This window comes from Legionella bononiensis (assembly GCF_016786215.1).
Classification (GTDB): domain Bacteria; phylum Pseudomonadota; class Gammaproteobacteria; order Legionellales; family Legionellaceae; genus Legionella; species Legionella bononiensis.
The window spans coordinates 61,738-74,977 of record NZ_JADOBG010000019.1; the positions used below are offsets into that span (position 1 = coordinate 61,738).

Below are 13,240 nucleotides of genomic sequence, written 5' to 3' on the forward strand. Positions count from 1 at the left end.
CTATAAATTATTGATAGATAATTTAATTTCCTATAGAGTATTTTTTGAAGCTTACCACAAGGATTAGTTATGCTTTTAAATCAATCGAAATTATCTCTTATATCATTAGTTTGTGCTTTTACCTTAATTCCAGTATTTCCAATTAATGCACAAGATGTGGATCCGTGTGACAATATAACCGGAAAATGGACTGGAGTAACTTCCAGCTATAAATGCACCTGGGATGCCTCGGCTGAATTCAGAAAATATAAAAGTACGATACGAATGGACTATCATTTGAAACCCAGATCTAAATGTGGGGATGAGTTGGATATTATTTACAGTGGAACATGTAGAAAGGCTTATCTTAAAATTGAAACTAATGTGATTGGCACTATTTTTGGAGACTCAATATTTTTACGTGATTTAGATGGCACTGAAGTGAATCTTCAAAAGCAATAGTTGGTGTACTTTCCAGGAAATAGAGTACTGTTGCGCGTGGACATTTCGTCATCCTGAACTCAGTGAAGGATCTCCAGATGCAGGCACCGTGCCTCATTGAGGAGATCCCTCGTTACACTCGGGATGACGGTTCCTGGAATAACTGCGAGTTTCGTCATCCTGAACGCAGTGAAGGATCTCCAAAAGCAGGCACCATGCCAGATTCAGGAGATCTCTCACTTTGTTCGATATGACGTCTCTCGCATGTATTAGCCATGGAAACTCACCCCAAGCTCCGGACCGTACATGACTACATCCATTGCCGATCTGTTTTTGGCGTAATTTATTTTTAATACACGATAGGCGAGACCAAAATCAATATGTTCTTTATACGCGTAACTCAGGCCTGCTGTAGCACTCCAGGTTTGTTTCACATGGTCAACATGAAATCCTCCCACGTCACCGCGTACCCAGAAATTAGACTTGGGAGAGAGATCAGTTCTCAAACGAGCGCCTACTATAGGAGTATTCATCTTAACGGTATCAGATAATGTTAATCTATCAACTTCCAGAGTATTTTTGATACCCAAATGTCGCGCGCCTCCAAGCACCTCCAGGGAAACATACTGGCTGTCTCTTATTGGTTTTGCAAAAAATCGATAAAAGATGCCCGCATCAGCTAATAACATTTTGGTCGTGAATTTAAGTCCGATCGATCTAAAATGCTCCTCCTGGGAAAGTTTTAAATAGGTAGGATCAAGCATTAAGCTCACTGGACCATAACCTGCTTCAAAATGTCCTTGGGCAGCAAAATCGAGATGTCTTAAAATTTGTTCAAAAGATATATTGAGATGTTTTGTGCGGCCTAGTACTTCCACGTCTCCATTAAGTGAACTGGCCCATAAGTACGGGTCGATAGAGTAATGCCAGGAGTGTATCGGCTGAGCCGTCATTGATGGTGCAGAATATCCAGGGTTAGAAAAAGCCAGAACGGAGCTGATGTAAATAAACTGAGTTTTTAACTTATTAATCATTACCACATCCTTATTTGATTTGTTATTTGTGGTTCGTGTTGTTCCTGAACATCCTTATGTTTATCTGTCATCCTCGTGAAAGCGAGGAACTATGCAAAAATGTGGCATGCTGCTAAATTTTAGTATCGATCCCTCATTCGTGAGGAGGACAACCGTATAAAAAATGAGGATTGCTCAGGAACCAGTAGCAGTCCGTCGAAATCGGAATTGTCAACAAACTCTAATCTATCTTTTTTAATTTGATAATACCAGAAATAGTGTTTACTCAGAGGGTATTTTAATCCGAATTCAGCCTTTTGGAGCACCATCGAATTTTGTATTTATAAAACTCATGGTATATGCTTGATATTATTTATTGTTTCAACCTCATGCACATAATATCAAAAGGATGGATGATATGATTAAGCAAAAATTACTCTATGGAACCCTAGGTTTGATGTTAGGCTATTGCACCGTCCAACCAGCATTGGCGTGCACTGGAACCAAAGTTGAAGCTCAGGATGGAACTGTATTATTCGGACGAACTTTGGAGTTTGGAGCAGAAATGCACTCAAACGTCATCTTGATTCCCAGGAACTATCAACTTGTGGCTAATGCCTCTACTGAGCAAAATAATTTAACCTGGAAATCAAAATATGCTGTATTGGGGATGAATGCCGAATCCCTTCCTTCAATTGTAGAAGGGGTCAATGAAAAGGGATTGCGTGTGGGGCTTTTTTATTTCCCAGGATATGCCGGTTTTCAAACAGTCGCTCCAAACGAGGTTCAAAACTCTCTTAGTTCTTATGATGTTGGTACCTGGATACTAACCAATTTTTCGAGTATTGATGAAGTAAAAGCAGCCATACAAACGGTAAAAGTATCAAATGCTCCATTTAAAAACTGGGGTTTTGTTCTGCCGCTGCATTACATTGTGAGTGATACTGCCGGGAACAGTTTAATCATGGAGTATGTGGGCGGTACACTTAAAATGTACGATGATACCACAGGAGTATTTACCAATGCGCCTGAGTATAATTGGCAAAAAACCAATTTAAATACTTATGCCAATTTAACCCCTACAGAAGTAGTAGCAAGCGAGGTTCCAAAATTAAACCTTAAATCATTTGGTCTTGGTTCAGGAATGTTGGGTTTGCCTGGTGATTTTACCTCCCCATCACGTTATGTTCGTATGTCCTTGTTTACAGCAACCATGCTGCCGGTTCCTGACAGTCAACTTGCAGTCAGCGGTATATTCCATCTACTTAATCTTTTTGATGTTCCTAAAGGTTCCAGTGTAGAACAATACAAAGGATCCAATTTTTATGATTACACGCAATGGACGAGTGTTATTGATGTAAAAAAACGTCTTTTGTATTTTACTACGTATAATAGCCGCAATATTAAAATGGTTGATATGTCTGAATTCGATCTGGATGCTAAAGACATTAAGGTGATTGATGTTTCTGGTGATACAACAATTGATGATGTATCTGAAAATAATAAACTATTCACTCCGGCAAAACCGTAGGATTTATAACCTGCTCAAGTAGGTTGGCCTTCTCACTCAGGGAAAAGGTGACGGCGGATGATGGGATTAAACATCATTCATCAAATCGTTATAGCACGTGTAAGTTGAGACCTGACAGTGTATCTTTGTTTTCATTAAGAGCTCATGTTGGGTCACGGCCCATAGCCGTCAGATCGTAGCCTGTATTAGACGAACTCGTAATCCAGGATCACGCTCTTTATCAACTCTCTGTTCTTGTGAGTTTAATTCAGTTATTAGACTCTATACATTAATTTAAGGTAGGAAGATTGATAATACTCGGGTAGTAGACCCCTGTATTACGACTTCGTCTAATACAGGCTACGTAAGCCCGGATTTCTTTATGCTTCATCCGGGCTTTTGATTTTTTCCTTCGCCTTGGGTGTTTTCTTAAGTCCTGTTGGAAACCTCATCTTTAATTATTTATAAAAAATTCAACGATTTTACTAATAAAAACAGGTTCCTGAAATAATACACCATGACCTGCGTCTTTAACTTGAACTAACCAGGAACCGGGTATTGCCGCAGCAATTGATACTGCGTTTTGCACCGGACTCAGTACATCATCGGTTCCACTGATAACCAATACCTTATTTTTTATAGCAGGCAACAGATTCCAAATACCTGGACCTTGATTTTCACCAGTGACTGCAGCAGCCTGTGCTTTCAATGCATCAGCATTCATTCTTTGGGGGGGAAACTGGCTTAAAATGTTCAAATAGGCATCAGCCTGTTTTGTAGCATCAGCAGGGAATAACAAGGTTTTTATTGCTACGGCTCGAGGGGTGTTCGGATCGGCTAGCATATTAAAATACATTGCTTCAGGAGCAACCGTTTTTTTACCTCCAGCTTTGGCGCCTATGACAATGAGATGATCGTATTGAGAACCATATTGAGTCGCCATATAAAGCAATAAGCTGCCTCCCATTGAAAAACCAAGCATATCAGGTTTATCCAGTTTCTGGCTTTCAATAAATGATTGTACCAATTTGGACAATTGATCCATGGTATTCGGATAACTTCCAGTAGTAGTTGATTCACCAATGCCTGGGTAATCAAACATTATTATTTCTCGACTTTCACTGATTTGTTTCAGAAATTCCGGATGCCACATTGACATGGAGTCCCCATGCCCTGTTATCATGACCAGTGGTTTTCCTTCTCCAAAACGATAGTATGCAATATTGGCATTACCTATAGTCACATGTTTCAAGGGGCCATAAAACTCGGGAAGAGAGCCGGCAAAAGGTGTAGTCATCCAGATCAGACATAGGCCTAAAAACCATTTTTTCATGATGCATATCCTTGTTATTAGCAGATTATAAATGCGATTTCTTCTGGTTCAAAAATCAGCATCTCAAATTCAAGTATAGACACTAAAGTGATGTAACCAAATGACATTCTATTCAATCTGTTGAATAGAATTTTTACCTCAATGAATACAGTCTGTTTCTAATAAATTATCTCTGTTGATAAAAATAAATACATATTTTGACTTATCTATCGGATTAATTGCTGTGCCTATGCTTATTTTAGACTATATTTTAATATGAATGTCTTAAAACTTCTCACTTGATCTAATAAGGCATGCTTGGTAGATCTCTCTATTAGCAGGTGAACGTATGAGACGAAAATTAGATAAATTTATTGAAAAATTTAAGAAAAGTCCTGCCAAACCTGATTCCAGTTCTAGTGCTGAGCACAGTACCCGTGGTACTCACAAGAAGACTACCCAAACCACAAAAGCACCCAAGATACCTGATGTCAATGCAATGCCAGAACTCAAATCCTTTGATGCGGGAGAATTGCCAAAGGAGGAGATGAAACAATTCAGATCGGATGTAAACAAATTAATAAAAGAATTCAACAAGAATTCTGATCCGGTTCAGAAAAAACAGATTCTGGAACAGATTCAAGCCACAATAAAAACAGTCGATTGTAAATATCCCCCCAGTATGTTTGCTGAATCCAAGGAATTTAGATCTGCACATGCTGGCTTGTTTAACGAAATTAAAAAGCAAATGAGCCTTTTGGGTGTTAATTCCTTGCTTCCGCCGCATTCCAAGCAATCGCCACTTGCCAACATCGTCGCCAACATGTCTCCAGAAAAGGCGGAAAAATTGCTTGCCATTTTAGCTAAAGGGAAGCAACCTAATTTGGATTACAAGCTTCAGTCCATATATGAAAAAAGCGATACGAGCGCTGAAGCGAAGTCGTTTCGCGAATTCCTAAGCAATCATGAAATCAATTTTCTGGGTGGAGGAAACTCAAAGAATTTCTCAGTAACCAATAAAAACGATCAAAGTACTTTGGTATTAAAAGTAGATTGTCGCCTGGATATGCCTAGAAATGCTGAGATGCATCTGAGGGGGCAATTGAGTAATAGCTTTGCCCCCAATCACGCAGAACGACAACTAACCTATGATGATCCTGACGAAGGACTTCAATCACGTACCTTGCTGGTTACGGAATATTATAGTGGTAGCGACGTATATGATTACAGGAAACAAGCAAAGACTTATCCTGATTTGGTCGGCAGTGCTTGTGATGTATTTAGCCAAATGGCTGATGTGATGTTGCAAATACAAAAACAGGGGTGCATGTTCCCGGATGCAAAATTAACCAATTGGCTGGTAGATAAAGACGGAAAGTTAATTATTGCTGATACTAAAAGCTTTGTATTTACTGATGAGCAGGGGAGATATCGTAAAACTGATGACGGGAAACCGCTTCCTGGAAATGAATATGCAGGTATATTATCAACTGGCGCTTTTGAGCCCCCAGAGTTTGATCGAACCAGTCCTTATGCAAATAAGGTTACCGCGGACAGTACTCATGCCTTTATACTAGGAAAGAATTTGTATACTTTTGTCACTGGTAAATTTGATGACAATGAAAGCGGTTTCAAGTTGGATTTTAGTTCCGATGCTTTTAAAACCGCAAATGGAGTAGAGCTTAAAGCGCTCATACAAGATCTTGTAATACCAAATCCAGAGCTTCGAATACCAGTTGCAGAAGCTCATTCTCGATTATTTGATATCATCAAAAATGAACTCTTCAATGATCTGGAGTCTTTAAAATTTGGTTCCAAAGACGAAACAATGAATCGATTTATTCGTGATAAAAAAGATCAACTTAAAGCCGCAGAGAACAATCCTGAAGAACGATCCAGAATCATTGATGAATTAAAAGCAACCGTTAGTGCTTTAAAAGCAGATGAAGCAGCCAATGAAGTAAGAAAAATTGTCACTAATTACAGAGATAAAGCTGGGTTGTTTACTGTTGGAATGAACGAAAAAGCTGATAAGATAGAATCAGCCATGTCAAAAGTGCCTATTGAAGCAAGAAAAAATTTACTGGCATCACCCGAATCAAAAGAAGTACTGCAAGCTCTGGCTTCTCATCGTTACTTAGGTAAACGCGGAAATGTTTATTATAAACCTGGGACTGAAGAAATTAATACCGAAAAAGCGGCTACAACATATAAAAATTTTAAAAGCAGGTTTAACGACCAAATGCAATCAATGAAAACAAGTACTGAAGAACCTGTACAAGATGTTGAAAAAAATTCTAGCCCTAAAATGAGATAGCACGCTGAATAAAGGAATCTTTAAAATGAACTTTGAAACTTTATGCGAACAGTTGGGAGTTAATTCAACAAGTTCAGAAGAATATAAGCTGAAATTATTGGAGCCTTGGTGTCTGAAGCATGTTTCCACTGATATGCGAATGAATACTGGAACAATAAACGAACGATATACTCAATATATGGAATTAGCTCAGAATTACCTGGAGCATTTTGCGCCCTATATTCCGCAAGATTTGAATAAACCCGTACCCGAGTTTGATGATAAAACTACTATTGAAGCCGCTGCGTATTTTGGGCTTGACCGGGTTCTGCTTGCTTTAAATCCATCACCTGAACTGATTAATACGCCAAATTCAGTGGGTTTAACTCCATTGCATATAGCAGCTATTGAGGGTAATTTTCATACTGTTCAGACCCTTCTTAATTTGGGGGCGGATCCTGCTCAAAAAAATAAACAGTTACAAATGCCGGTATTTAATGCGTTGCAATTGCCAATGCTTTATGACGATGAGCTGAGAGAAAGCAAAATTAAAATTTACAGATTATTAAAAGAAACAGCTCCTGAGACACTTAATAATCAGGATAGCAATGGAGATACAGTACTTCAAAAGATGGCCATCCATAATTTTTCTTCTTTGATGAACGATTTATTGAGTACCAATGCCAACCTTGCCTATATAAAAAACAATCACTCACAATACCCAATACATACCGCACTATTAAATAACACGATTATTTGTGCGGGCATTCTGTTAAGAGACAAAGAAATGGCAAAGGTTGCGGACAATAAAGGAAGAATAGCCTTACATTATGCTGCACGTTATAGCGGTGCTGATATGGTTGCTCTGTGTTCAGATGCGTCTTCTGGTCTTGATCCTGTGGATTTTGAAGGTAAAACCCCATTTATGTTAGCCGCCGAGGTGGGTAACCTGCCGGCAATGCAGGCACTTCTGGATCGAGGAGCTAATGTTGAATTAACTGATAATCAAGGAAAAACGGCATTACATCTTGCCGTGTACCAACGTGTAAAAAGCGCGGTACGTTGGTTGTTGGAACACACAAAAGTTGATGTAAATGCCGTTGATACACATCACCAAACGGCGCTTTCAATGAGTGAACGGGCTGGCACGAATGAAATAAGTGAATTGCTATTAAACAGGGGAGCCATTGCACGCATGACATTAAGACATTGAGGCGGTGTATAAAAAGCAGGTAGTGTTTGGAACGATTATCACCCTTTCTTAATCGCCTACTGTACTATATTTAGTCTATGTGGCGCAAAAGAGTAAGGTGAGGTCGTCATGAAAATTACTGAAATTCTCAACCATTTGAAAGAGCAGCCTCCAAAACCCCTGACGAAAGAAGTGTCAGACAATCTAAATATAATAAAACAAATCTGCGATAGCGAGTTTTCTGATCAATCATTTTACGGGAATGCCGCCCTTAATCGAAAAATGCTACTGGATCCCCGCCTTGCCAAGCTATTTACTCCTGATGTTATTGCTTATTTGTTCACAAATGAGCCCACAGAAGAGACTAAAATTTTTCGCAACTCAGGTGGCCCTGTTAATCTTAGAGATGCAGTATTTTATGGTTTTAATGATGGTTTATATACACTTAAATACATGACCAATAATGAACATGATTATAATTCCGCTCAATATGAACAACAAAAAACAGATTTTGAGGCCAACACGTTACTCATAGCATACAATATCACCATTGCTGCCGCAGTGAATGAAACAGAAGCTGAAGCCAATCCTTACAATGTTTCTTTATCAGAACAATTTGAACAAATAGTGACAGAGATTAATTCTTTAAAAAAATCAGGACAATCAGATAAGCTATTATATGTTCCAGGATATACCACCGAAAGTATGAGATCACAGGTTGGTGATGGATTTAGAACGCTTTGCGGTGTTTTAGCTATTAAATTAATTGAAAATGAGGACGGGAAAATACAAATTCCAGGTGAAACCTTGGATGGTTTATGCGAAAAATTTCTCCAAAGTCCTGATGCCATGCTTGATGGTACCGTCATTCATCTGTTTTATGACCGTGCTCATATTGAAGCGGCATTAGAACAAGACACGAAAATACAAATTGGCAATGAAGAGTACAGTTATCAAGATATATTCAGAACCATGGTGAACAAAGTCGCAAGTCAACCTGATAATTACCCGCCTTGCGCAAAAGAACAATTTTACCTGCGCATGGGATTGGTCGCTAAAGATTTAAACACTCGATTTAAATCAGACATCTCACGGGCACCAGAGAGTTTAACGGAGCCGGATCATAAAATAATACCGATTCAAACTGATGACATTACTCAAAGAAAGCGTTTTGTCAGCTTATTAAATCAAATAGAAGAGAAAATAGTACAATTTCAGGAAAGAAAGGAAATAAAGGCAGAAGCAGCTGCTAGAACCTTACATTCGGAATTAACGAAAGAATGGGTCAATTATAATAAAAATCCTAATCAACAATCCTACGCAACATTTAAAGAGAATTGTGAGCATGCTATAAAAGACGCAAAAGAAGTACTTCAACATCATAGAGGATGGAAAGATTTCTTTGTAAAAATTGCTTTGAATATTGTGAGCTTAGCATTAGCGATAGACAGTAAAATCAAAACAGGGAGTTTTGATTTCAGAGTAACTCAAACAGACAGCGACAAGAAACTGGATGAAATTTCAGAAAGTGTATCCAGCATGAGGGCAGGAATGGGGGGATAGAAACTATCGAATATCCTGTTCTTGCCAATCATGACTGGCTTATCGCTTGTCAACTTCAACAAGTGTGCCCACTCATCACGGTTGAAACCGATGAGTCATGGGCTTTGACTTTAGTTAAATGATTTACCAAGATCCGTTTCAAGTTTTTGGGCATCTTTATTCGCATCGGACTGCTTTAAAGTAAAGAAGCCTTGATGGCTTGAATACCCAAAAGTGAACCCTTGTGCAACGGTAGCCGTTACCGCGTTCACAATCATTTTTGTGAGATTAACCAGGTAGTCACCCCAACCCAAATCTCTTTGCAAAACGGGAGTAGCTTCTTTAATTGCCAATGTCGCTTTGATTTTAAATGCTGTTACTGATTCCTGACTTGGATTGCTAAAGGCTTCTGATTTAGCGTTTTTTAATGAATGTAACAGCTCCAATGCTTTATCTTTTGCCTTGGGATGATATGAACCAATGGTATTAATTTTTGCAGCAAAGTTATCTAAAACACGATCCAGCTGTTCTGATTGCCCTTTATAGATTTGTTCTTGATTCTTCGGTTCATCAATGGAGTGTACCGTCTTGATGTCAACTTCTTGTTGAAGATCCGGTACATTTTGACTCGGAGCAACGCCATGGTTCTCCAGGGTATTTTGATCTTCCTTTTTCTGTTGCTTGACTGTTCCAGGTTCTGGCAGTAAAGCAATTTTCTGTCCATCATTAGAAACGACATAGACCGCCCCTGAAAAATGGATATTTTTTGCTTTGGCCAGCGCTTGCCAATTAGAATAGCCTTGGGGTGGCTCATATGAACCATTCTTCGGGTTATATACTCCTTGCACGCCGGTAATGACCGCCATAGTATCTGTACTGGCAGCCTTAACGCCATCATCGGTTGCTCTACTGCCAGGCCAGAAATCATTTCCAGGCCAGGAAAATTGATCCCATGCAACAAAAGAGGTTAATGTATGGGTCTGTGCAGAGCTGCCTTTAGGGTACTCAAGTTGTCCTGTTGTTGCCTCAATGCTGGATGGAGACACTCTATAATCAATATGGCCTATACTTTTCGCTTGAGCCTCATCGCCATTATAGGGGTCGTAGTGGATGATATCGATGTGTGTCAGCTGAACTTCATTCTTTTCCAATACGTATTCAAGAGCAGTTCTGAACGCTTCTTTTATGATATCGACATATTGACCTGCGAATTGGCCGGTGCCTATGCCAGGAAAGGTAACCGCAGCCAGTTTTCCTTCGTTTTTTGCTTGAGAGTTGATGTTTAATAACAGAGGTAGTAATCGTCGTTCATATAACTCGTTAAATCGTTGTTGATTAAATTGACCATCAACAATTACCTCTTGCAAATCTGCTGAAGTATTACTTAAATCAGAACGGAGTAGGGCTCCTGGAATGTACGCTAAATTAGCAGAAATTGGAGTACTATGCTTTTTATAACTGTAATGCCCACCGTCATTGAAAAAAGAAACCGGCATATGGATGCCTATATCACCTAAAATGCTTTCTTCTTGTAAGGTCCAGTCACGCTTGTCGTGGTAAACACCTGACTCAGCAAATATTTTAGGGATTTTGGATTGAATAATGAACTGGGTAAAAGTTCCTAAATCCATTTCCTCAATGGGAAAAAGACTTGATTTTAATTGTTTTTTTAAATAGGCTCCTGCCTCTTCAATTCCTTGTGTACATAAAAATTGATGATACTCTTTAATTTTTTTCAGGGTTATTTCACTAATTAATATTTCACCAGATGCCATGTTTTATTCCTAATTTAATGTTTAACTATTCTCTAATTCTACGCCTCAAATATTAATATTGTATTAAATCAGCATAGAATAACCGATCTTATAAAAAGTGAATTATGGTATTTCCAAGCCCTTGGAATAAGCTGTTTCTATAGCAATGTTTGGGGGGGCTTGCACTGATTTTGCTTGTTTAAAGAAACTATTTACTTGAGCCATATCCACAAATAAGCGATAAAAATTCTTTGTTTGTTCAGTGCGACCTTTAATCCAGCTCATAATACTGTTGTTATTTAATCCAGCACGAAAAGCAACAAGACACATTTTATTTAAGATAGCTAAATAATCGATCTTGGATTGCGCGCAACCACGATCATGTGTATTGAGCATTGAAATCATATTTTCGGGAATTTTTTTGGAAATTCTTTTACCATCCGGTTGGGTAATAGGTATCGTTCTTCCACGATGCCAATCAGTGGTAAGAATTTTATTAACCAGATTATTTACAATAATTTGCGCAGTAGTTTCTTCAATATTATCCAGTCTGTCAATTATTGTTGCGCGTTGATTTAACAATCCAGCATAGTCATGCGGCTCTAATGCGTTTTTTACTTCATTTATTTGGCCTTCAACGTCATGAAGTTCTTTTTCCAGAAGACGTTTTTGTATGGGTTTTTGCCAAATAAAAATTGAGCCAATATTCATGACTGCATATTCGATAAATTCATTGAGCTCTTGTCCATTAAACAATGAAAAACAGTCTTGAATTGGAGTTTCTCTAAGCATTTTATTATAGCGAGATGTTGGTTCTGGATGTTCTACTTGCTCTTCCTTGCTCAGATCGAGTGGTCTAAAATTCATAGTGACCAAGTCCATCAATCGGTAACTTGGGATAGAGAACCCATTTAATTGTTCCAGAGAAGCGCCACCGGCGATAAGAACCTGTTTACAAAAGTCGAAACAGTTATGCCATAATCCACCCCAAAACCATCTTTGCTGGCATAGTTTAACCAGTTCTTTACTTGCATTATCTGGATTTTCTAAAGGTACCTTTTGTACCGCAACTACCCGTTTCCTCCATTTATCCAGGTAAAAATCCCTGAACTCCTCATCACTGATATAGACAGGATAATTATATAACCCATCTATGTGCACATAACCTTTATCTTCCCCCAGGTGCAACAAAGTATGCCCCATGCCTGGCTCTATACCTCGGCCACCGGAAACATAGATAATTGAAAAATCTACGGCTTGTAATAATTTATGCAAAGGAGGTGGGCTGTCATTCCAATTGAATAGGCTCACTGTAACATTAGGGGTGATTTTTTCATCCCGGGTACATTTATAATGTCGTTTTTGATAAAAATCGCGATTTTTGCAGAGTTGTGCCAGGTTTAGTAAAAGATGATTTTGATCATAGGTAAATTGGCCAGATTGAATTAATAAAACCAACCGCTCACTCAATCGATTTAACCTGGCTGAAAAGAGATCTTTGTCTTGTGTTTCACCGAGTCGCTTGATTTTCTCACGTACTGCATCAATCAAGGGTTGTTGTTCGTGTGTGAGATCAAGAAATTGTGTTTGCCTGGATAAATAGCTCACCAAATCGTTATCATCAAGTACGTCATAAAAAGATTTTAGCAAGAAATTAAGATGTTCCTCTAATGCCTGATCCAGATTTATTTTGTTGCGATCCACTAAATTAATTGACACGCCTTCGTGCTTCAATAGCTTCGCAAGCTGATGAGCGGTTAACGAATCTCTACGAACATATAATTCTAACAAGGCTCGTAATTGATGTATGGAATTAAGTCGGTCTTCGTTAAGCTCTTTCAGCTTTTTTTCATTAATATTCACTAGCTGAGTAAATCGTTTTAGTTCTTTTGAATAGTTGAATAGGCTTGGCATAACGCTCACTTATAACTTCAATTATGATTGAATGTGTGGTTTTATCGAACAATTATAATATAAAATGAAATTAAAATGAACACATTTGTGTTGAAATGAGCATATATTGCATTATTGTTGTGTCTTTTCTTTCTGGATGGTCTAACCCAATCTTTAATTATTTGCACCAGAGCGCCGAATGATTTAAATAGGCACCAATTAAATTCGACTATTAATAAGTCAAAAATTCTAACTAGTAAACAGCTTTGATGGTCCCGTCCCCCTTCGGCATCCCCGTCCCCCTTCGG

General features: G+C 38.5%; 10 protein-coding genes. 6 read left to right on the forward strand and 4 right to left on the reverse strand.

What is annotated here, in order from left to right; all coding sequences use genetic code 11:
* Positions 1-69 precede the first annotated feature (69 nt).
* Complete coding sequence (locus IZU94_RS11700) at positions 70-441, forward strand: hypothetical protein (RefSeq protein ID WP_203110817.1); 372 nt, start codon at positions 70-72, stop codon at positions 439-441.
* A gap of 77 nt (positions 442-518) precedes the next feature.
* Complete coding sequence (locus IZU94_RS11705; protein WP_203110818.1) at positions 519-674, forward strand: hypothetical protein; 156 nt, start codon at positions 519-521, stop codon at positions 672-674.
* A gap of 15 nt (positions 675-689) precedes the next feature.
* Here the strand turns inward: IZU94_RS11705 and IZU94_RS11710 are convergent, their stop codons facing one another.
* Entirely contained in the window at positions 690-1,454 is a 765-nt protein-coding gene (locus tag IZU94_RS11710; protein WP_203110819.1) for a hypothetical protein, read from the reverse strand.
* A gap of 397 nt (positions 1,455-1,851) precedes the next feature.
* Between IZU94_RS11710 and IZU94_RS11715 the strand changes: the two genes are divergently transcribed.
* On the forward strand, positions 1,852-2,964 hold the full coding sequence (locus IZU94_RS11715; protein WP_203110820.1) for a linear amide C-N hydrolase: 1,113 nt from the start codon (positions 1,852-1,854) through the stop codon (positions 2,962-2,964).
* A 433-nt stretch (positions 2,965-3,397) separates the two neighbouring features.
* On the opposite strand, the gene IZU94_RS11720 is transcribed toward IZU94_RS11715, so the two are convergent.
* Complete coding sequence (locus tag IZU94_RS11720) at positions 3,398-4,276, reverse strand: alpha/beta fold hydrolase (RefSeq protein WP_203110822.1); 879 nt, start codon at positions 4,274-4,276, stop codon at positions 3,398-3,400.
* Between the two features lie 328 nt (positions 4,277-4,604).
* On the opposite strand from IZU94_RS11720, the gene IZU94_RS11725 reads away from it, so the two are divergent.
* The 3 genes from IZU94_RS11725 to IZU94_RS11735 all read left to right on the forward strand — a co-directional run bounded on the left by IZU94_RS11725 (position 4,605) and on the right by IZU94_RS11735 (position 9,306).
* Positions 4,605-6,572, forward strand: coding sequence for a protein kinase family protein (locus IZU94_RS11725; RefSeq protein ID WP_203110824.1), 1,968 nt, complete (start codon positions 4,605-4,607; stop codon positions 6,570-6,572).
* A gap of 25 nt (positions 6,573-6,597) precedes the next feature.
* The gene (locus IZU94_RS11730; protein ID WP_203110826.1) at positions 6,598-7,764 is read left to right on the forward strand and encodes an ankyrin repeat domain-containing protein; all 1,167 of its coding nucleotides are present in this window, start codon (positions 6,598-6,600) and stop codon (positions 7,762-7,764) included.
* A gap of 108 nt (positions 7,765-7,872) precedes the next feature.
* Positions 7,873-9,306 (forward strand): hypothetical protein, encoded by a 1,434-nt coding sequence (locus tag IZU94_RS11735; RefSeq protein WP_203110828.1) that lies wholly within the window; start codon positions 7,873-7,875, stop codon positions 9,304-9,306.
* A 110-nt stretch (positions 9,307-9,416) separates the two neighbouring features.
* Here IZU94_RS11735 and IZU94_RS11740 read toward each other — a convergent pair whose 3' ends face one another.
* Both IZU94_RS11740 and IZU94_RS11745 read right to left on the reverse strand, forming a co-directional pair.
* On the reverse strand, positions 9,417-11,060 hold the full coding sequence (locus IZU94_RS11740; protein WP_203110830.1) for a hypothetical protein: 1,644 nt from the start codon (positions 11,058-11,060) through the stop codon (positions 9,417-9,419).
* Positions 11,061-11,162: 102 nt separating this feature from the next.
* Complete coding sequence (locus IZU94_RS11745) at positions 11,163-12,953, reverse strand: hypothetical protein (RefSeq protein WP_203110832.1); 1,791 nt, start codon at positions 12,951-12,953, stop codon at positions 11,163-11,165.
* Between the last annotated feature and the right edge of the window lie 287 nt (positions 12,954-13,240).

Excerpts from the sequence above, each read along its gene's own strand:
- IZU94_RS11700 (WP_203110817.1), top strand. The coding sequence starts at position 70 with ATGCTTTTAAATCAATCGAAATTATCTCTTATATCATTAGTTTGTGCT.
- IZU94_RS11705 (WP_203110818.1), top strand. The coding sequence starts at position 519 with ATGCAGGCACCGTGCCTCATTGAGGAGATCCCTCGTTACACTCGGGAT.
- IZU94_RS11710 (WP_203110819.1), bottom strand. The coding sequence starts at position 1,454 with ATGATTAATAAGTTAAAAACTCAGTTTATTTACATCAGCTCCGTTCTG.
- IZU94_RS11715 (WP_203110820.1), top strand. The coding sequence starts at position 1,852 with ATGATTAAGCAAAAATTACTCTATGGAACCCTAGGTTTGATGTTAGGC.
- IZU94_RS11720 (WP_203110822.1), bottom strand. The coding sequence starts at position 4,276 with ATGAAAAAATGGTTTTTAGGCCTATGTCTGATCTGGATGACTACACCT.
- IZU94_RS11725 (WP_203110824.1), top strand. The coding sequence starts at position 4,605 with ATGAGACGAAAATTAGATAAATTTATTGAAAAATTTAAGAAAAGTCCT.
- IZU94_RS11730 (WP_203110826.1), top strand. The coding sequence starts at position 6,598 with ATGAACTTTGAAACTTTATGCGAACAGTTGGGAGTTAATTCAACAAGT.
- IZU94_RS11735 (WP_203110828.1), top strand. The coding sequence starts at position 7,873 with ATGAAAATTACTGAAATTCTCAACCATTTGAAAGAGCAGCCTCCAAAA.
- IZU94_RS11740 (WP_203110830.1), bottom strand. The coding sequence starts at position 11,060 with ATGGCATCTGGTGAAATATTAATTAGTGAAATAACCCTGAAAAAAATT.
- IZU94_RS11745 (WP_203110832.1), bottom strand. The coding sequence starts at position 12,953 with ATGCCAAGCCTATTCAACTATTCAAAAGAACTAAAACGATTTACTCAG.